15 protein-coding genes are annotated in these 20,713 nt (G+C 57.3%); 9 read left to right on the top strand and 6 right to left on the bottom strand.

Translation table 11 applies throughout. The features are described from left to right. Window positions 1–182: 182 nt before the first annotated feature. The 4 genes from HYPMC_RS23275 to HYPMC_RS13090 all read left to right on the top strand — a co-directional run bounded on the left by HYPMC_RS23275 (window position 183) and on the right by HYPMC_RS13090 (window position 6,993). On the top strand, window positions 183–947 hold the full coding sequence (locus HYPMC_RS23275) for a 4'-phosphopantetheinyl transferase superfamily protein (RefSeq protein ID WP_024276146.1): 765 nt from the start codon (window positions 183–185) through the stop codon (window positions 945–947). Beyond that, a complete protein-coding gene (locus HYPMC_RS13100) occupies window positions 904–4,932 on the top strand; it encodes a Pls/PosA family non-ribosomal peptide synthetase (RefSeq protein ID WP_013948452.1) in 4,029 nt (1,342 codons plus the stop codon). Before HYPMC_RS23275 ends, HYPMC_RS13100 begins: the two co-directional genes overlap by 44 nt. Before the next feature lie 187 nt (window positions 4,933–5,119). Continuing rightward, entirely contained in the window at window positions 5,120–6,595 is a 1,476-nt protein-coding gene (bcsS, locus tag HYPMC_RS13095; RefSeq protein WP_013948450.1) for a cellulose biosynthesis protein BcsS, read from the top strand. Between the two features lie 116 nt (window positions 6,596–6,711). Continuing rightward, on the top strand, window positions 6,712–6,993 hold the full coding sequence (locus HYPMC_RS13090) for a hypothetical protein (protein WP_013948449.1): 282 nt from the start codon (window positions 6,712–6,714) through the stop codon (window positions 6,991–6,993). Between the two features lie 48 nt (window positions 6,994–7,041). Here HYPMC_RS13090 and HYPMC_RS13085 read toward each other — a convergent pair whose 3' ends face one another. The 5 genes from HYPMC_RS13085 to HYPMC_RS13065 form a co-directional block, all read right to left on the bottom strand. Beyond that, a complete protein-coding gene (locus HYPMC_RS13085; protein ID WP_013948448.1) occupies window positions 7,042–7,875 on the bottom strand; it encodes an FkbM family methyltransferase in 834 nt (277 codons plus the stop codon). 67 nt (window positions 7,876–7,942) lie between these two features. Then, window positions 7,943–8,926, bottom strand: coding sequence for a hypothetical protein (locus tag HYPMC_RS13080; protein WP_157135440.1), 984 nt, complete (start codon window positions 8,924–8,926; stop codon window positions 7,943–7,945). A 226-nt stretch (window positions 8,927–9,152) separates the two neighbouring features. Then, window positions 9,153–9,527: an EamA family transporter gene (locus HYPMC_RS13075; protein WP_013948446.1), complete on the bottom strand. Its 375-nt coding sequence runs from the start codon at window positions 9,525–9,527 to the stop codon at window positions 9,153–9,155. Window positions 9,528–9,535: 8 nt separating this feature from the next. Further along, window positions 9,536–11,032, bottom strand: coding sequence for a UbiA family prenyltransferase (locus tag HYPMC_RS13070; RefSeq protein WP_013948445.1), 1,497 nt, complete (start codon window positions 11,030–11,032; stop codon window positions 9,536–9,538). A 247-nt stretch (window positions 11,033–11,279) separates the two neighbouring features. Then, window positions 11,280–11,747, bottom strand: a complete 468-nt coding sequence (locus HYPMC_RS13065) for a hypothetical protein (protein WP_013948443.1) — start codon at window positions 11,745–11,747, stop codon at window positions 11,280–11,282. A 328-nt stretch (window positions 11,748–12,075) separates the two neighbouring features. Between HYPMC_RS13065 and HYPMC_RS13060 the strand changes: the two genes are divergently transcribed. The 4 genes from HYPMC_RS13060 (at window position 12,076) to HYPMC_RS13045 (ending at window position 17,882) form a co-directional block, all read left to right on the top strand. Continuing rightward, window positions 12,076–13,071 (top strand): glycosyltransferase family 2 protein, encoded by a 996-nt coding sequence (locus HYPMC_RS13060; protein WP_244421047.1) that lies wholly within the window; start codon window positions 12,076–12,078, stop codon window positions 13,069–13,071. 335 nt (window positions 13,072–13,406) lie between these two features. Continuing rightward, a complete protein-coding gene (locus tag HYPMC_RS13055) occupies window positions 13,407–15,002 on the top strand; it encodes a polysaccharide biosynthesis/export family protein (RefSeq protein ID WP_013948441.1) in 1,596 nt (531 codons plus the stop codon). Between the two features lie 383 nt (window positions 15,003–15,385). After that, complete coding sequence (locus HYPMC_RS13050) at window positions 15,386–16,903, top strand: lipopolysaccharide biosynthesis protein (RefSeq protein WP_013948440.1); 1,518 nt, start codon at window positions 15,386–15,388, stop codon at window positions 16,901–16,903. A 19-nt stretch (window positions 16,904–16,922) separates the two neighbouring features. Next, entirely contained in the window at window positions 16,923–17,882 is a 960-nt protein-coding gene (locus HYPMC_RS13045) for a glycosyltransferase (protein ID WP_013948439.1), read from the top strand. Between the two features lie 97 nt (window positions 17,883–17,979). On the opposite strand, the gene HYPMC_RS13040 is transcribed toward HYPMC_RS13045, so the two are convergent. Beyond that, window positions 17,980–19,890 carry a Wzz/FepE/Etk N-terminal domain-containing protein gene (locus HYPMC_RS13040; RefSeq protein ID WP_013948438.1) on the bottom strand — a complete coding sequence of 637 codons (1,911 nt, stop codon included), beginning with the start codon at window positions 19,888–19,890 and terminating at the stop codon, window positions 17,980–17,982. 313 nt (window positions 19,891–20,203) lie between these two features. On the opposite strand from HYPMC_RS13040, the gene HYPMC_RS13035 reads away from it, so the two are divergent. After that, window positions 20,204–20,674 (top strand): acyltransferase, encoded by a 471-nt coding sequence (locus HYPMC_RS13035; RefSeq protein ID WP_013948437.1) that lies wholly within the window; start codon window positions 20,204–20,206, stop codon window positions 20,672–20,674. Window positions 20,675–20,713 lie beyond the last annotated feature (39 nt).

Below are 20,713 nucleotides of genomic sequence, written 5' to 3'. Positions count from 1 at the left end.
CACCGCACTGTGTTTGCGCCAGAAAGGCCGGCCCAGTGTTTGGTTTCGAATTCCTTGCAAGTGTTGCTCCAATTTTAGCGTACCGCGGAGAGCGCGGCCGGAGCGTTTCGGCACGCCCTGTTTCGGAATGTGCCAACCCTGTCTCCGGACAGGAAATTTCGCCCGGTGTCCGGATCTGGTACGTGCCGCACCGCTCTGAGACGGGCGCGGGTCATTGTGCGACGACGACCGCTGACGATGCCGCCGAGTTTGCCGGTATTCGCGACGCCGCCGTGCGTCGCCGCTCGTTAACGACGCGGGCCATGCTGCGCTCCGCGCTGAGCGAAATGGTTGGCGGCACGGTCGCTCCGCACGCCTGGCGCTTCGGTCGGACGGAGAACGGCAAGCCCGTCCTGACGAATGGCCCCGATACGCTGAGCTTCAGCTGCTCGCACACCGAGGTAGCGTCAATAATCGTGGTTTCCGCGAGCAAAGAGGTCGGCGTAGATATTGAAGCGGCCGCTATTCCCGCGACCGAGCATTGGCTGGCCGATGTCTTCACCAAGACGGAACGCGCCGCCATTAATGCTTTACCAGCTCACGAGCGCGAACGGACCGTCGCACGGCTTTGGACGCTGAAAGAGTCGTATTTGAAGATGCTTGGCACCGGAATTGCTGACCTGTTGGAAGTTGCGTTCGATCCCCGCAACGATTGCCTCTTGCCGGGACACATGTCCCGCCAGGCGGCGGCATCGTTTCAAACGTGGATCGTTAACTGCCAAGGGCAGCTTCTCTCCGTGGCCGTCGCCATTCGCGACCCCAAGAAGAAAGGCGCCTTTTGGCGTCAGTTGATTGGGGAATGCCGTGGCCGTTCACGAGCCAAGTTTGTATCCGATGACAACCGCGCGCCCTCGGGAGCCGCGGTTGCTGCATCACTATTTCGAGGCGCAGGTTCGGCGGCGACCTGACCATCCTGCGGTTGAATTCGCGGGCGAGATGCTGACTTATGAAGAACTCGATCAGTCGGCAAATCGCATCGCCAACTATCTTATTGAAAAAGGCGTCGGGCCTGACGTTCTCGTCGGCATCTACCTGAAGAAGTCGCCGCGCCTTTACGCGACCATCCTCGGCATCCTGAAGGCGGGTGGCGGCTACGTGCCGATTGATCCGCGCGCGCCGCTGGAGCGTATTCAAGCCATTGCCGAAGACGGCAACCTGCATTCCATCGTCACGGAAGAAGCGCTTGCCGATCAGATCGAAGGCAAGCTTGAAACGCCGTTGTTCCGTCTTGACCGCGAGCAGCGCGCACTCGCAGCGCAGCCGTCCGCACAGGTGCTGCGCGTCGACGCCGAGATCAGCAACAAGGCGCTGAGCTACGTCATCTTCACGTCGGGTTCGACGGGCCGCCCCAAGGGCGTCATGATCGAGCACCGCAACGTCGTCGCCTTCGTCAAATCGCTGCAGACCGTTTATCGCGTCACTGGGGATGATCGCGTCTATCAGGGCTTCTCGACGGCGTTCGATGCGTCCGTCGAAGAAATCTGGGCTGCGTTCTCGCGCGGCGGCACGCTGATCGTTCCGACCGAAGACGTCGAGCGCTCGCCGGTGGATGTCGCGCAGTTCATCGACGATATGGGCATCACCTATTATTCCACGGTGCCGACGATGCTGGCGATGATCGATCACGATCTTTCCACCGTCACGACGCTGATCCTCGGCGGCGAGGCCTGCTCGAACGAGCTCGTCGCGCGCTGGGCGAAGCCCGGCCGCCGTATGCTCAACACCTATGGCCCGACGGAAGCCACCGTCGTCGCGACGTGGCACGAGTGCGTCAGTGGTGAGCCTGTCGCCATCGGCAAGGCCATTCCGCAGTATTCGACATATGTTCTCGATGAAAACCTCCAGCCGGTGCATCCGGGCGAGAGCGGCGAACTGTTCATCGGCGGCGCCGGCGTCGGCCGCGGCTACATGAACCTCGAAGCCCTGACCGCGCAGCGCTTCATCGCCAACACCATCGAGCCGGAACACAACGACCGCCTCTATCGCACCTACGACCACGTTCGGTTAGGGATGGACGGAGAATTGTTCTTTCTCGGACGCCTCGACGATCAGGTGAAAATCCGCGGCTTCCGCATCGAGTTGTCCGAGATCGAAGCTGTGCTGATGGAGCATCCGCAGATCAAAGCGGCGACCGTCGCCGTCATCGATCGCGGCGAAACGAAGGACCTCGCCGCTTACGTCGTCGCGAATTGCGCCGCCGACGAACTCGATCGCGCCGAGGTCGATCAACTGCTTCGTCGCCGCATGCCCGCTTACATGGTGCCGCAGTATCTCGACGTCATCGACGAAATGCCGATGATGCCGAGCGGCAAGGCGGATCGCAAAAGCCTACCCGCGCCGAAATCGCTGCTGAAAGGCCATAAGGACATCGTCGCGCCCGCGAACGATCTCGAACGTCAGGTCGAAGCCGCCTGGAGCGAAGCGTTCCGCTTGAGCAACGTCTCCGTAACCGATGACTTCTTCCTCGATCTCGGTGGCCATTCGCTGATGGCGTCGCGCTGCGCCAGCTTCCTGCGGGATAAGATCGACGGCGTGCAGCTTTCGGTCCGCGATTTCTACGAGCATCGCACGGTGCGTCGCTTGGCGGCCGTCCTCAAGGATCGCATCGACGCCAGAGGCCAGAACGCCGCCGCCAACGACAACGCCGGTACGGATGCCTTCAAGAGCGTCCACCCGCTGATGCGCTGGACGACGGTTGCGCTTCAGGCTGTCAGTATCTCGATCTATTACGCCATCCTCGTTGCGCCGATCGCCTACGCCATTCTGATGGTGACCGCCGTGATCGACGGCAAGGTCAACTGGGTCGATGCCGCGCAGATTTCGACCATTGTCGGCTTCGCGATCTGGCCGTGCATGCTGCTGGGCAGTATCGCGCTGAAATGGATCGTCATCGGCCGCTACAAGCCGGGCCGCTATCCGCTATGGAGCTTCTATTATTTCCGCTGGTGGCTCGTCACGCGCTTCCAGGCGTTGAGCTGGGCCGAGATGTTCTCTGGCACGCCGCTGATGAGCCTGTACTGGCGCGCGATGGGCGCCAAGATCGGCCGCGACGTAACGATCTGCACACCGCTCTGCGGCGCCTTCGATATGGTGTCGATCGGCAGCAGCACGAGCGTCGGCGTCGAAAGCCAAATCCTCGGCTATCGCGTCGAAGACGGCTATCTCATCATCGCGCCCGTTTCGATCGGCAATGATTGCTTCGTCGGCATGCACTGCGCGCTTGGGCTAAACACCAGAATGGGCGACGGCGCTCGTCTTGATGACATGTCGTTGCTGCCCGACGGCACCGAGATGGCAAGCTTCGAATGCCGCCGTGGTTCGCCTGCGCAACTATCGGCCGTCGTCGTGCCGGAAGCGAAGCGCGTGCGCGCTCCGCGGCTGAAGCGCTTCGTCTTCGGCTTTATGCATCTCGCGTTGATCTATGCGATGGGTTATTTTCTCATCGCGACAATGGTCCCGTCGATCGTGCTGATCGCGGCCGGGCTTTGGTATGCCGGTCCCGTCGGCGGCATTATCGCGGCATTCGTCGCGGTGCCGGTCGGCATCTTGAGCTACGCGTTTGGCGCGATCGATATGGTCCGTATTATCCGGCCCGTCGCGGCCGGCACCATGTCACTCTATAGCGTCAAGTATCTGCGCCACTGGTTCGAGGGTTATCTGCTCGAAAACACCAAGACGATCCTGTCGCCGCTCTATGCGACTATCTACTGCCCGTCGTTCCTGCGCGCCCTTGGTGCTAAGATCGGCGCCGGATCGGAAGTCTCGACCGTTGCGCACATCACGCCGCATCATCTCGAAGTGGGCGAGGGCAGCTTCCTCGCCGATGCTTGCCTCGTCGGCGGCCAGCGCGTCTTTGGCGACGTGGTCGAGATCGGCGCTGTCCGCATCGGCGCCAAGAGCTTCATCGGCAACAGCGCGCTCGTGCCGGGCGGCACCAACATCGGCGACAACACGCTGATCGGCGTCGCCTCGACGCCGCCGTCGGATACGAACGTTGTCCCCGACGACACGCGTTGGCTGGGATCGCCAGGTTTCGAACTGCCGCATACGCAACGCAACGTCTGCTTCAACAACGCCGAGATCTTTGCGCCGACGCAAAAGATGATCGTCGCGCGGGCGCTGACCGACGCAATGCGTATCCTGCTGCCGGGCGTCATCATGATGGCCGAGGGCGTCGGGCTTGCGGCTTATCTCGTGGCCGGGTTCCGTAGCATGCCGCTGTGGATGGTGATCGCCGGCATCCCGCTCGTCGCGACCGCGCTTGCGGCCGGTTCGGTGTTGATGACGGCGCTGGTCAAGTGGCTGGTCGTCGGTCGCATCCGCCCGACCGTCAAGCCGCTGTGGTCCCGGTTCATCTGGAACAACGAACTCGTCAATGGCGTGTTCGAGATGAACGCCGCTGCCGCCATGACGCCGCTGCTCGGGACGCCGTTCGTCGCCACCTGTCTGCGGCTCATGGGCGCCAAGGTCGGTAAGTGGTGCTATCTCGAAACGACGCTCTTCTCCGAGTTCGACCTCGTCGAAATCGGCGACCGGGCCTGCTTGAACCTCGGCGCAACCGTCCAGAACCACCTGTTCGAGGATCGCGTCTTCAAGGCAGAGCGCGTCAAGATCGGCAACGGCTGCAGCGTCGGCAACATGGGCGTCGTTCTCTACGGAACCCAGATGCACGACGGTTCGAGCCTCGGCGCGCTATCGGTGCTGATGAAAGGCGAGGTGCTGCCTGCAGCGACCCGCTGGCATGGCACCCCATGTGAACCGTTAGTCTCGCAACCCGCCGACATCGATGCGGCCATCATTAAGTTGTCCACAGCCGCAGGTTTCCGTGCACAAGAGTCTCGTTCGCGGCGACAGGCCAAGCAACACATCGAGTTACTGCCGCTCTCTGCATAGCGGCAGCCTCTCTCTGTGGCTTGGCGGTCATCCGAGCCACAGATTGACGCTTGACTATTGACACCATCCTCGACGGGCCGTCGCGAATCACGTTCCCTCATCCCAAATCGGGACTCTGCCAAACGCGTTGTTAAGGGTTTGGCGGCGACAAACAGCGCGACGCAAAAAAACGCGCCGAGGAATGGTGATGAAGAAATATCTGGTGTTGGTTGCGTGTGGAGCGGCAATGCCCGCATTGAGCGTACCTGCTTTTGCGGACGGGCCGTTTTCGCTCAAAGATACGCCAGTTCAGGTCGAGGTTCCCAGCTGGACCGGATTCTATTTCGGTGTCGGCGCCGGATACGGCCACAACCACTCGAAGAACAATTATCACGATAACGGCGGCGGCGGCGATGGGCCGACAACCTCATCGAAGGATGAGTCCGCGGACGGCGGCTTCATCTCGACGATGTTCGGCTACGACCGCCAGATCGGCGATCGGTTCGTTGTCGGCGCCTTCGCGGATCTTTCGACGTCGGAATTCACGCGCGGCAATGAAGACATTCACAACGGTCTCGTCGTCGATCGCTCGTGGGCCATCGGCGGCCGTCTCGGCTACCTCATCAACGAACGCACGATGATTTACGCCAACGCCGGTTATACCCAGGCGCACTTCTCGAACGATGGCTGGTGGGACATCGACGCCAATGGCGTCGGTCCGACGCTCCCCGGTAAAGGCGGTAATTGGTTTAGTGGCTATTTCGTCGGCGGCGGCTTCGAACGCAAGCTGAACGACAATTTCTATCTCCGCGGCGAAGCCCGCTATTCGGATTTCGGCTCGGAAGTCACGAACACCGGCGACTTCGAAGGCACGCACTACGTCGACAAGGAAGTCCCGTCCATCATCACGGGTGAGCTGGCGCTCGTCTATAAGCTCGACCGGCCGCGCATTCTCGGCGGCGACACGACGCCGATCGACGAAAATCACGGCCCGCGCGTCATCACTTATAACGGCATCGATGCGGCATCGAACTCCGTCTATTATTACGGCGGTACGGTCTTCGGGCTGACAAACGACCTCTACCACAATGGCCTGCTGCTCCGCTCGGAGGGCGTCATTGCCGACTACAACTATGATGAGTCTGCTGCGCCCCACACCAACGTCGACGCTGATGATCGTTCGCTCGACGTGATGCTGGGCTATCAGTGGGTATTCCCGACCTGGAGCGCGATCGGTTACGTCGGCTACGAGGTGCGCAGCGTGCACCTGTCGCCGTTTGATCCGAACAATAACGTCGTCGGTGGCGAGAGCGGCTTCAAGGTTGCCGGCGAGTTGGAAACGGACGACTCGCTGCCGTATTACGCCAGCCTCGAAGGCAGCTACTCGACGGCATTCGACTCCTATTACGGCCAGGCGCGTGTCGGCTGGAACAGGGAAATGTCGTTCTTCGGACCGCGCACGATCACGTTCGGCCCCGAAGCCGCCGTTTACGGCGACGGTGGCGATTACGCCCCGCGCGTCGGTGCTTTCGCGACGATCCCGTTCCAGATGTGGTGGCTGAATACGCCCGCCAAGCTGACCTTCGACGTGGGACAGCAGTGGACCGGTGGCAGCGACGGTGGCGAAACCCGAGCCGGCGGCGAGGGCGCCTATGGCGGCTCGATGCTTCGCATCGACTTCTGATCGCAAGAGGGGGGCAGAGATGCCCCTCTTTCTTTTTAGGGCCGCTCTTGCCTCAGAACCGGGCCTTGGCCCGGCGCTTGCTCGATACCCGTTGAAATGACAGCGAGTGTTCGACAATGAAACTGAGCAACTACAACTCACCCCGGCGCCCGACAATCGCCCCGAACAGAAATCTGACCGAGCGTGCCGGTTTGATCCGCGACGTCGCCAACATGCTGGGCATTGACGCGATCAAGATCGAGCTTTCAAATCTGCTGAAAGATGCATTCCGGATCCAGTTCGACGACTGCACCGGCCGCGCCCAAACCCTCTTCATTCCCGCCGCCGCCAGCCCCGCCCGCATCAGCCAGACGCTCCGACTTGTGTCGGGACCTCGGCGCGGCAGCGGCCAATTCTAGCGGGCTTGAAGCAGATCTTGCCAACGAACGCCGAGAGCGATCGCGCGCCTATTGCGGTCTCTCGACGAGCGCCTTCAGATCCGGGCGCGATCGCGACACGCAAAAGTAGTTACAGAACTTAAAGTCCTCCATCGTCCAGTGATAATCCTGGAACGGCACGCCGCCTGGAAAGATCTTCCCAATCCAGAACGATTTGGAAAGCGTCGCAAAATAGTCCGCAAGCAGATGGCGCGTGTCGATCGCGAACGGCCCGTATTCGAACTGCAGACAATTGACTTTACCCGCGTCGAGGAAGTCCGAAAAACCGTTCAAGACGCGATACTCGGCGCCTTCGACGTCGATCTTCAAGAAATCTATTTTTTCGATGCCGTTCTTTGCGCAATAGTTATCGAGCCGAACCATCTTAGCCTCGAACGGGACTGAGGTCAGGTCGTGCCGCGGCATATCACAAGTGAGTTCTGGCGCGTCGGCGAAGTAGTACATAGTCTGCGTGTCTTCAGTGTCAGAAACGCCGACGTTGTTTAAGGTGATCCGCTTGTTGTTTGCCGGAAATGCACTCTGTAAATCTCGAAACGTGTTGGGAGCGACCTCGAACGCGTGTACGTGAGCATTCGGCCAGTTTTCGAGAGCGGTTTGGGACCATTTCCCAACGTTTGCGCCGACATCGAAAATGATCTCGAAATTCGCTTTGCTTAACTTGGAGAGCAGCTCTTTCTCACCATTTCTCGTGAAGTCAGAGCCTTCATTCTCATATGCCTGCTCGATGAAGCGAGCGACGTTGTGCGCCATCCTTACGGGATAGGTCGATCTATTCTTGGTAATCGCCGATTTCACGGTCTCCTTCATCTGGCCGAGACGTAAAATCTTTTTGAGCGTGCTCATGACTGGAGACCTGTGTCTATGGGCTAGATGATGTCGATTGGTATTAGGGTCAATCTGCGGCGATATTCTATAGTTCGCTATTTATTTGGTTATTTACCTGAAGCCATTTCTGCATTGCCGTCGCCATCAAGACAAAAAAGCCAACATACAGCATGCTGAGATTCCTCATTTCGCCCTCGGCGCAGAAAAGGAAAAAGAGTGGAATGTTGACTATCGCCGCGATGGCGATGTGCGCCTTTATGTAGTGTGGCGCATTCGGCCAGCCATAGTAAGCGAAGACGCCGATCCATGCGAACATGATCAGGCTATAGCCTTTGAATAATGGAATGCCATAAGTCTGGTCGAAGCCGAAAAGATTGAGCGGATTGGCGTAAAACGACAAGTGTCTGAAGAATTGAAAAATCGCTGTCGATCCAGGATTTCCAGAATAGATTTGGTGGACCACCGCATAGGCCGCCAAGGAGATAGCTAAGCTGCCCACAGTGCCAATGAGGGCCTTCCTGCCGGAGACGCGATAAAGCAGAAGCGGCCATAGGCTCAAAGTAAAGAATGCGTACGATTCCTTATTCAGCGTCGCAGGCACGGCAAGGAGCAGAAGAAGTCCCACCTGCCCCGCCAAAGCGAGGCGTGCCGCCAGGGCGAACGCCAGCAATTCCGGATAGTCGTAGAAGTAACCGCCCCGCGTTTGGATTACAGGGATCATGATGGCAAACACGATCGGCGCGACGATTGCCGCTGGCCTTCCGGCGCCGATGCATTCGCCGATCGACTTGAGCACGAACAACGCCGCGAAAAGCGACAGAAAGGTCAAGTAATAAACGATGCGATATCGCAAAACATAGCCGGTCTTGTTTGCGTCGATACCAGTCGGTGCTTTCAATGCGCCATTAGCGTTTTCCAGGCGTGTGCTGATTGCGGAGCGTACCCGCTCGGGAAGTGCTTTCTCTATAAGGTTTGCCGTCGCCGGTAGCAGTTGTCTGTAGACGTATGGGCGATCCGCGATGCCATCGAGCATTGAGATCAAAGACTGCGAAGGCGTTTCGTCGCTCATCGTCCACTTCGAATAATAGCCTTGGAACGTAGCGGCGGCCGTTACGGCATAGAGAACGATCAGCACAAAGTTAAACGCAACCGTTCGGGAAGTGACAGAAGCGCGGATACGATGAAACACAGGGACGCCTACGTCTATTTGCGTTGTCATGCCCGATCCATTGCTACTGAGGCGTGGTTCCATAGGAGCGTCGTTGTAATGAGAACCGTGGCGAGCCAGACCAAAGTTACCTCTGCGCGATGAGGAAGATGCCGATGAACACGAGGATCGTACCGCCAATGCGCGACGAACTCAGCGTGTCGCCAAATATCAGATGTCCCGCAAGCGCGGTCATAACAAAACCAAGGCCGACGAACGGATAGGCCTGCGAGAGCTGAACCTTGCCAAGCGCCGAGAGCCAGAGAAGGGTGCCAATGCCATAACAGCCGAGGCCGGCGAGCACGCCCGGTGTGATCAGCGCATGCGCAAGTTTGCTGATGGCGCCGATGTCGGATCGCTGGTCCATCCAACTCAACGAGTTGAGCCCGAACTTGAAACAGATCTGGGCGAGCGCCGATAAACTCACGCTCGTGATGATCAGAAGCAGCACAGAAATGGGCATGGAGATCCTCAGTAGAAAGATACAAATCCGGTCGCTGATGCGAACATGATAAGAACCGCAGTAACGACCACGCACCATGTAACCCAGTCGCGCGCCGCATACACGATCGGGTCATCGTGCATCCAACCCCGCATCGTTGCGAGCCAAAGCCGGCACTGCCAGAAAAGCATTAGTGGAACGAGCAGCCATAGAATCTCTGGCGAACGATATTGTTCAGATGCCGCGGAGCTGCCGACGAAGAGGGCCAGAACGACGCTGGAAGCAAACGTCGACGAGCAGCCGAGCATTTGAAGAAATGGGAGGTCTTCGGGCAGATAACCGCGCGCCGAGTTCGTTTTTCTGGTGGGCGATCTCTGTATGGCCATCAGTTCTTCAGTTCTCTTGACCGACGAGAGGCTCAGGAACGTGAAGCCCGAAAAGCCGAGCAGCCAAAAGCTAACCGGGTGTGCAACCGCGATGCCGCCCGCGAGAACGCGAAGCGTGTAAAGCGCGGCCAAAATGAAGATGTCGACGAGCGGCAACTTCTTAAGTCCGAGCGAATAGGACAAAGACGTCAGCGCATAAATGATGACGACCGTTGTTACGCCGGCGACATAGGACAGCACGAGGCCAATCGAAAGTGTAGCCAGTGAAATCGCGATCGCGATGGGTATCGATACGTCTCCGCTCGCAACCGCCCGCTTGCGTTTGCGTGGATGTCTGCGGTCCGATGAAATGTCGATGATATCGTTGATGACATAGATCGAAGAAGCAATCGCGCAAAAACTCAGAAACGCATATATGGCGTCGCCCCATGCGCCCAGATCGGTCCAAAGTCGCGCCGCAATGAGTGGGACGAAGACCAGTAGATTCTTCGACCACTGATGAGGACGCAAAAGGCGCAGGCTGGAGATTAGGATATTCGGGCGGTCGTCGATGATCGTTTGAATGGTCGCCGATTGCTGCGCTTGGGCAACGACCGCCGGAGAGGCATTGACGACAATTGCTGCGTCCGCAAATTTCCAGACGGCTAAGGCGTCTTGGTCATTTCCGACATAAATGAAACCGCTTTCACCGAACCGCTCTTTGAGACTGTCCGCAATCTGATTTTTATCTGATGGGCCGTGTTCAAGAAAGATGACGTCGTCGAAGATTGATAAATGCTCCACCACCGCGCGCGCCAGCGGGTCTTCGGCCGTGGCCAGAAGCACGATGGGATGCCCCTTCGATTTTTCTGCTCGCAGAAATTCAAGAAGCTTCTCGTTGTAGGGAAGTGTTTCTGCATCCTGCGTATCGAAGCGGGAGACGCACTCCCGGAGTTTGGTGGCCCCTCCGCCGGCGTTTGCAAGGAGCGCCAGCAGTCCGGTCGGCTTAAAGAGCATCGCCAGCAAGCGTTCTTGCGTAAGGTTCGCACGAACGAGGCCACCCTCCAAGCAGAGACAAATCGGTTTCAAGGCGAGAGTCCGCGAACCACCAGCCGGCGCGGGCGAGTGGATTTTCTGTGCGATGTCGAAGGGCTGACCCATCAACTTTCCCTCGGAATTAAATGGCGGCATCGGGCGTTGAAACAAAAGCGATCTCTTTTCCCGTCATGAGATCGTGCGACCAGTGACATTTGGGCATTCATAGAACGGCTGAATAAAATTAGTCCTACTGCCGGAGTATTGATGGAATTTAAGAAATGTCCGGAATTGGATAGCCGCGGTCAACTCGTTAATCGAGCATTTATTGCCGAAGATCCGACGCTGTCGCTTCGGGCAGGAATAAAGGGGCTCATTCCGGCGAAGTATCAAAGTCGTCGTCCAGTTTTTTGCTTTTCGGCTTCGGCGGAGGCGGATGGGCGGGACCGGCCTCATAGATGAATTTCAAGCATCCCTGAAAGAATGCCTTTGAATGCCCGTAGCAGAGTGAAATGTCACGCGTGTCTTTCTCTTGACCGAATTTATAGCCGGCGATGACGTCGTCGCAGTCGTCGTCGCAGGCAATGCCATGAACGTCCCTGCTCAGCGCGGCTTGAGGCGCAGCAAGGGCGAAACCGACGAGCAGGAGTGTCACGACTGTCTTTGACATGAGGTACTTTGAGAGAGTGATGGCCGATGTCTCTGTATCTAAAGTGCGCACGAACCCCTTAAGGAAGAGACCGTCGGTCCGCGGCAACAGCACAAAAAAGTAAGGGCCGGTATCGCCGGGATTGCTGGCGTGCAGTCGAGCAGTAATCGTGCCAGCAATGCGCCGTCGCATCGGTCCCCTCCGGCGTTGGTTAATAGCTGTCTAAGATCGCTGACTACGGCTACCTCTGTGAGACATCGGGACGACGAACCTTTCAGCGCGCGGTCGGATACGAATGAGACTAAATTAACTGCATTTCAAAAACGCATAAATTTGATGCATCTCAGGCGCAAGCGATTTACGCGCATTTGACGGTTGGCTGATTTTCTGGCCCGAACCTTTGACAACACCCTCGACTGGGCGAATCCATGCAGCGTTTGCAGTCTCGAAGCCCTGTCGCGGCGGCAGCGCACCGGCAACTCAATTGAGCAAAACAGTGGGAAATTCGTCTTTGCCGGAAGTGTCATCACAGTTCACCACCATCGTGATGCCAGCGTTCAATGAGGAATTGTACATCGCGGCAGCGATAAACTCACTTTTACAACCGCAAGAGCCGCATGATTACGAGCTATTGGTTTTGGATGGCGGAAGTTCCGATCGCACGCCGGCAATCGTTCAGGAACTCGCCAGACTTAATCCTCGCATAAAGCTCATTCACAATACGCGCCGCACCCAATCCGCCGCAATGAATATCGCTGCCTCTATTTGCGATCCGAGAACGACGGTCTTGGTCCGTGCGGATTGCCACGCCAGTTATCCGCCGCACTTTGTTTCCGATTGCGTCGCGACGCTGCGTGAAACGGCAAGCTCCTCGGTTGTCGTTTCGATGCGCGCCGTCGGCCGCTCGCCGCTTCAGAAAATCTTTGCTGCGGCTCAGAACAGCCGACTGGGCAACGGAGGCTCCGCGCACCGCCGTCAATCGCAGTCCGGATACGTCGATCATGGACATCATGCTGCGTTCGACCGGCAGGCATTTCTGTCACTCGGCGGCTACGATGAAACCGTCCAATATAATGAAGATGCCGAATTCGATGCCCGTCTCGTCGCCTCTGGACGGAAAATCTATCACGATGGCCGCTTGCTGATAGACTATTATCCTCGCACGTCCTTCCCATCTCTGGCGCGACAGTACTTTCGGCACGGCAAGGGGCGCGCGAACACGCTGTTGAAGCATAAAATGCGGCCGAAGCTTCGCCAGATGTTGCCGGTGTTCGTCCTTCTGGCCTCCGTGATTGCGCTCGCCGCTTACCCGTTCATCGGATCCATCGCGTTGCTAATTCCCGCTGGGTACATGCTGGTGTGCATGGCGTGGGGAGCGTACCTCGCGGCCGAGTGCCGACAGCCGTCATTTCTCCTTATCGGGCCCGCGGCGATCACAATGCACATGAGCTGGGCCGCGGGCTTTCTGAGCCGATTTCTGCGCGGAAATTCGAACGGTCTTAACCATGCGAAATAGTTTTGGGGCGCGATTGGCACATCAATTGCTTCATCTCAACTGCTTGGTCGGTAAACCAACCCACCAAGCGCATCTAACGCGTATCTACCTCTTTAGTAGGCTTTCTGGTGGAGAGGATTACCCCAGGCGAATATCCCATTGGATCGCTAGGGAAATACTGGCGCCGTGATAGGATGTAGAGTGCAGTGGGAAGGTTTTTGGCGTTCGCCAAGTTTTGGTTGCGAGAGTCTCGGCGAAGAAATCCGCGCTGTTGTGCGTCCCGAATTGGGACCGCTGAAAGTAAGATTTCGGGACGAGATGGTTGTTTTGGGATTGAGTGCGGAGAGGGTTTCGCTATGAGACGTCGGTTTGGTTTTCTGCCATCCAATGCGTCCAGGTCATTCAAGCTCTGGGCCTCGATGCCGGTTGCATGCAGCTTCGCAACGCTGATCGCCTTGGGGACCGTTATTCCCAACGATACGACAGCCGCTGCCGATCAACAGCGCGACGGTGCGCTGAGTGACGTAATCGCGCAAAGAGGCGCTGCGGCCAATCCAATGGCTGATTACCGGCTTGGTGTACGCGATCGCGTGCGCGTCCAGGTCTTCGAGTGGCGCCCTTCGCGCGACGAAGTCTATAGCTGGAACGCGCTCAATCAGGTTTATACGGTTGACCCGGCGGGCAAGATTTCGATGCCTCTCGTCGGCGTCGTGAATGCGTCCGGTTACACGACTGAAGAATTGGGGATGATCATCTCCCGCCAGTTGATGCACCGCCTTGGCCTCGCGACCCAGCCGGACACGACTGTCGAAGTAACGGATTTCCGTCCGATCTATATCACCGGCGCCGTTGAAAAGTCGGGAGAGTATCCCTTCGCGGCGGGCATGAACGTTCTCCAAGGCGTAAGCCTCGGCGGCGGCCTGTTCCGGAATTCGGCCCTCGCCGGTCTGCGGCTTGAGCGTGAATTCGTTTCGACGGTCGGTAGCTATCAGGCGCTTGAGCAGGAGCGTCAGCGTCTGCTCGCCCGCAAAGCTCGGCTCGACGCTGAGCTGAGCGGAGCTGATCGCATCGCATTTCCCGCGGAACTTCAAACCGTCAGTGCGCCCCAGGCAATCGAATCCACGTCGTCTGTGATGGCGAAGGAACAGAGCGTGTTCGATCTGCGTCGGCGCGCTAACGAAACGCAGCTGATCGCGCTTGACCAGTTGCAAGGTTCGCTTGAGCAGGAAGTCAAGACGTTGGATATGCGCGTCGACTCCCAGCAAAAGCAGATTGATTTGTTGCGTTCGGAATACGAAGGCATCAAGCGGCTGAGCGACAAGGGGTTGTCCACCGCACCGCGCGTTCTCGGTCTGCAACGGAACTTGGCAGAGCTTGAGGGTGAGAAGCTGCGCATCGAAAGCGATCGCACGCGCGCCGAGCAGGAAGTCAGCCGCACCAAGATTTCTCGTATCGAATATCAGAATAAGCGAGACAACGATCTGACCGTCGAACTCCAGACGACGGAAGCGCGCTTGCAGCAGATCGACCAGGAAGCAACTGTCAATCAGCGCCTTCTGGCCGAAACCAAGTCGCAGGCCATTGCCTCGCCGCTCCATCTTGTGACGACAGGTGGTACGACCCCCGACGGTAGCGCATCGTTGGAGCCGAAGATTCACTACACGATCGTGCGACAGGTAAGCGGCGGCGGCGTGCTGAATATCGACGCGACGGAAGATACCCTTCTGCAGCCGGGCGATACGGTTAAAGTCGACATGACGATGCCGGCAACGTCGAAGGATGCCATGTCGCTTGATGCCGTCCTTCGCTCTCAAAAGCCGGCAATTCAGGAGCGGTCCGTCCAGACGACGCCGATCAGCGCGCCTCCGAGCATGGTGCCGTCCACGGTCTTTCCCGCGCCGGATCATGCCTCGCTGGAACCTGTCCGGGCAGACGTGCTGCGGCCCGATTGATCCGCATCGTCATAAAATGAGACTTCGAAATGTGTGGGGCAGCACCGTTGCTCCACACATTTCATTTTGGGATGAGGAAACTGACGTCAGATTGCTGGAATGTCGGCGCCTCAAAATAGACAGAGTAAATAGATTTCGCTTGATACGGGCCTTTCCCATTCGCTTTTCCCATCTTCCGGAAATCAGGAACGCTGTTTTCTCGCCAGCGGCGTATCCCGCGCGTGCGAATGAATTGCGCGAATTGTCTCTCTGCTGAATGGATTGTTTACATCGTTCGATGATTCGATAACGGATCAGAAATGGTGCTGTGTTATCGATGTCATTGCAATGACGACGACGGCATTCGTCAAAAAAGCTGCCTGCATGTGCAATTGAGAATTTGAATGTCGAGCGTTCGCAGGGGACTAATATTTTCAAGTTTTGAGCGCTATAGCGTCCTCTTACTGGGGATGTTGACGACCATCGTAACGGCCCGCCTCCTGACCCCGGCGGATTTTGGTATTGCGGTCATCGGCCTAGCAATTTTCGGATTGATCGACATCTTCCGAGATTTCGGCAGCGGCACCTACATTATTCAAGTCGATGATCCGACACCGGAACGCGTACAGTCCGTTTTCACCGTTACGCTGATGCTCGCGCTTCCGCTTTTTCTGTTGACCTATTTCTTCGCGGGAACAATCGCAAAATTCTACGGTCTACCAGGGCTTGAAGCCTATTTGCATGTCACCGCGTTTTGCTTGCTGACGTCATCATTCTGTTCTCCGGCTTACGCGTTGTTGAACCGAAATCTTCAGTTCGACAAACTGACGATCCTGAGCCTGACGACCAGTTCCTTGAATGCCGTCGTAACGATCATGCTGGCACTCGCTGGCTTCAGCTATATGAGCTATGCTTGGGCACAGCTCGTATCGACGGTCATATATTTTTGGCTTTGCCTGATGTGGGGCCCGAAGTTTCCAATTTACAGGTTTTCGCTTTCGGAATGGCGGCCCGTCGTGCGGTACGGGGTGTATGACAGCGCCCGGGCGCTGTTATTGCATCTTGGCGATGCCGCTCCCTTTCTTGCCTTCGGAAAGACACTCGGTGCGGCGTCTCTCGGTATCTATCAGCGCGCGTTATCGATCAGCCGCCTAGCAGACAAAACGTTATTGTCTGGCTTCGCCCCCGTTCTCCAACCAGCCTTCTCCAAACACTCACGCGAGGGGCGCGATCTCGGCAAGAGTTTCCTGTTGGGTATTGAGCATGTGACCGTGCTTCTATGGCCCGCATTGGTTGGAGTGGTGCTCCTCGCCCATCCGTTGGTCATGATTTTGCTGGGGGCGCAGTGGAGCAGCACCGTTCCGATCATTCAGGTGCTGGCAATGTCGTCGATGATTTGCTTCCCGCTCAGTTTGTGCCGTCCCGCTCTCATTGCCGCTGGAGGAGTTCGCGAGACAGCTATTTTAGCGATCCTGACTGTGCCTGTCGTTGTTGCCGTGCAGATCGCAGCTTCTTTTTGGGGGCTGATGGCCGTCGCTTGGAGCTTCGTTCTGACGAATATGTATACAGTCGCAGTCTCACTTCATTTCGTCAGTAAACACATCTCATTGCCTCAAAACGACGTTCTGCGTGCTTTGCAAAAGAGTTTTATCGTGACGCTCGTGAGCGCAGTACCCCTGATACTCGCGGCGATCATTGCGGACGGAGCGGAGCAAATGCCGGTGGCTATCGGTGTCGGCGCGGGCATTCTCTCGGCAATCTCGTGGTTCTTCGCGATCCATTTAACGGGCCATCCCATTAAAAATGAGATAGATCGCTTATTGGATGCCGCAGCCGCGGTCTTGTTTTCACCAGCGACGGTGCAAAATTTGAAAGCTGTCAGGTCGGCTGTGGTCTCGCGGGCGTCCGTGAGAAAAGAATAATCCAAGGATAGCCGGCCAGATGGGCGTCGTCGGATCGACAGCGGTAGTAATTGCAGCCAAGAACGCCTCGGCGACCGCGGCTTATGCCGTCAGTTCGGCTTTGCGCCAATCCTTGGCCGGAGAAGTCATTTTCGTCGATGACGGATCGCGTGATGATACCGCAGCTGTTGCCGCATCCGCCGATGATGGATCGGGACGGCTGAAGATTTTGCGCCTCGAGCAGAATGTCGGGCCGTCCAGAGCCCGCAATATAGCAATCGAGTCCTCGACGTCGCCGTTCATTTGTATCCTGGATGCTGACGATTACATGGCGCCGGATCGTCTTGAGCGGCTGTTTTTAGCGGGAGGGGACGACTGGGATTTCCTCGCCGACGATCTGTTCTTCACGGCTGACTACCGCGGCGGAAACATCCTCGATAGGCTGTTGCCGACGGCGACAAAACTGCCGCTTCAGCTCAGCCTTGATGCCTTTATTGCTGGTAACATTTCACGCAAGGATCGTGTTCGCCGCGAACTGGGGTTTCTGAAACCCGTCATGCGGAGAGAGTTTCTGCAGACGTATGCCCTGCGGTATGATGAACGGCTGCGCCTGGGCGAAGATTTGATCCTGTATGCCAGTGCGCTCCGCAGTAACGCGCGATTTAAGCTGGTTGCGGGCTGCGGTTATTTCGCAGTCGAACACCCCACGTCGTTGAGCGGCTCCCATCGCACCCAGGACATCGCCGAACTCTATCGCGCACTGACGGAACTCGATGCTGCGTTGGGTCACAATGGGTACGCGCCCTCGCTCGAAAGATTGTTAGTTTCGACTCGGAACAATAGGGACTTCCGGATTTTGTTGGATGCCAAGCGCGAGCATGGGCTTGTGGGAGCGCTTGGCGCTATCTCTAAGTCACTCGCAAGCTTCCCCTATATGGCTCGCGAAGTCGCCGAGGCAAAACTCAGCGCAATAAAGCGAAAGCTGAGCGCCTCGCCTTAGACCGCCCTCAGTTAAGGCACCCAAATCGAATGACGCTCATGCCGGCCACGACGAGGGCTGGCCCGTGTCGTTGGGACGTGGTCGGCAATGGGCGGTCCTACGAAAACTTCGCGCTCACGACGCCGAGAGGCGGCTGTCCGACGATTCGCATGCGCGATGCGACGTCCTCAAGTTCTGCCAAGCTTGTCTGCCATATTTCGGCAACGATGACGACGCCTTCGACGGCCTTCGTTACGACTTCGGTGTCCGATCCAGAGGGGAGATGCACGAAAATATTTTCGTATGACCCGCTCAGGCTTTTGATGAGTTCGCTCAGTTTCGCGACACGCTGGAGGGTCCAGAACCCGGCCGCCTCTGTCTTGTCGACCAGAAGCAAGGAGAGGGCGGGCTCGATGTCGTACTGCACGATAGCCGCTTCCGGTTCGGCTCGGCCTTCGATCACGTCCTTCAGATCGAACTGGAGATCGCTGACTAGCGAGGCTGCAAGATTTGTACGGCCAGGCTCCGTCTCGATCAGCAAAGTCCTCTTGCCAGCGCGCGCATTGAGAAGCGCAACGTTGCTGCAAACGGCGGCGTCGTCGATTGCCTTGGAGATTCCAAAGATGCCTATAGCTACCGCACCCCTCGCATTGGCCGCGTCGTTGATGGCTGCCGCGGTCTTGACGAGTTGTCGGGCGTCTGGCGATTGCGGATGGCTTACGACGATGAGTGCATTTCGCTTTCGTCGCTGCTGCCGGCCGAGGTGCTTTCCAACGATGGGTAGGCGCGAACGCCATCGCGTATCGTCGATTTCACCAAGAAGGGGCGCTCCGATATGCCTCATAAGCTGGTTGGAAGACCGCACGCGCTCGTTCAGGACAGACATGGCCAGCGCCGCTCCGGCGCCTAGAATGCCGCCAAAGATGAGAGAGCCAAGAAGAGTCAGCGTGCCTTTTGGGCTGCTTTTACGTTTTGGCGGCTGGGCTCGAGTGATGAGACGAGCGGACGTGGAAGGGTAGGATTGGCGCTGAACGGTGTCTGTGTAGGCGCGAAGGTAGCTCTCGTAGATCTTCTGATAGGTAAGCGCGCGGGAGTCGAGCTCTTCGAGCGTCGGAGCTTCCTGCGGCGTCGTCACTGCCTGGTTATCCTTCGGCGCCGCTTTGGCAGCGCTGTCTCCCGTTGCCGGGCTCGCCGGAGACGTTGGTTTGGGAAGAAAATCTAGTCCGAGATTGCTGTCGCTGGATGTGGGACGGTCAGCCAAGCGGTAATCGCGGCGAGCCTTGAATTCCTGTACGTCGATAGCGGCTTCATTCATCAGTCTGCGGATTTCTTCAATGCGCGACTCGAGCCAAAGACTGTTGCGACGAGCCGCGCTTGCGCGCCCGTCGATCTTGTCCTGGACGTAAGCATCTCCGAGGGTATTGACGATCTCTGCGGCCTTTTTCGGATCCGGATCCCTGTAGGAAAGCTCCAGAACATAGGAAAGTCCGACACGCTTGACGCCCAGATTGGATTGGATGGTGAGCTCGATCTGGCGCAGCTTTTCCGCTTCTTGAGCCGGCGTTGGTGGGGGGAGGGCGCCAAACAAAAGCCGTGACAGCCAGCCCCGCTCGTTAGTGCTGGCCGTAGGGGGCGGAGACGTTTTGTCGGCTGCGTCTGCTTTCGCGTCACCTTTGAGCAGTGTTTTCGCGACGCGCCCGACAATCTGTTCCGAATTGAGAACGGCAATCTCACTTTCGATCTGCGGCGTATCAAGAGAAACCACCGCCTCCGGCGTCATAATGGTTGGCCCAGAAGCCTGATTGGTCTCGATCAAAAGCTGAGCCGTTGCCGTGTATGTTGGCGTGGCCGTCAAGACATAAAGCAGACCTAATATTGCGCACGCGATTGAAGCGCTTGCGATGAAAGGCCAGAAATGCTTGAAAAATGAGATGACGTCAGCGATCGAGAGAAGCTCGCTAGGTCGAATGCCGTCGTCATCCTGATGAATGTTCGTATTTTGAACGCTGCGCAAATTATCGAAACGCACCAGAGCGACTCCCGACCCAATCCATATGTTCGAGCCAATATGACATGACGGATGGTGTGTATCTTATGAAAATTTGCGCAATACCTGATGTCAGACGGTGCCGCAGACTTTGACCATTTATTCGCTGTACGGAATAAAGATATCTTAAATTTTTCAGCAAAGCCCTTAAGGTGATCCGGGAGGCAAGTTTTCTGCTACGTTAAGTTTAGATTTCGAGGTCTTTTTTAAATCTTCAGCGGATAGATATTCGGCCACGACGGCCAGAGTCGTCGAAAGGCCAGTTAATAAAGTATTGCCAAATTGGGAACAGGAAATGCCGATCGACGGATCTGTGCGGCTGGGGGCGGACGTTAAAATTTATCACCCCGATCAGGTCAATCTTTACGGATGCACAATCGGCGATGGCACGAGAATTGGATCGTTTGTCGAGATTCAGAAAAATGCCGTTGTTGGGGAGCGGTGCAAAATTTCGTCCCACAGTTTCATTTGTGAGGGTGTCGAGATTGAAGATGAAGTGTTCATAGGCCATGGCGTGATGTTTACCAATGACCTCTATCCCCGAGCGGCAAATCCCGATGGGAGTCCGCAAAGTGAGGCGGATTGGACGGTCATTAAGACACTCGTCAAGAAAGGGGCAAGTATTGGCAGCAACGCAACGATCCTTCCCGGCGTAACGATCGGATACGGCGCGCTCGTTGGCGCCGGGGCCGTGGTCGCGAAGGACGTGCCGGACCATACGATCGTGGCAGGGCCTGCCGCGACCATCGTTCGGAAATGTGATTGAGAGTTTTACGCTTTCTGCTTCGGCAGGAGCGGGGGTATC

The organism is Hyphomicrobium sp. MC1 (genome assembly GCF_000253295.1).
GTDB lineage: Bacteria > Pseudomonadota > Alphaproteobacteria > Rhizobiales > Hyphomicrobiaceae > Hyphomicrobium_B.
The sequence above is the reverse complement of the archived record's forward strand: the minus strand, read 5'-3'. Positions and strand labels throughout refer to the sequence as shown.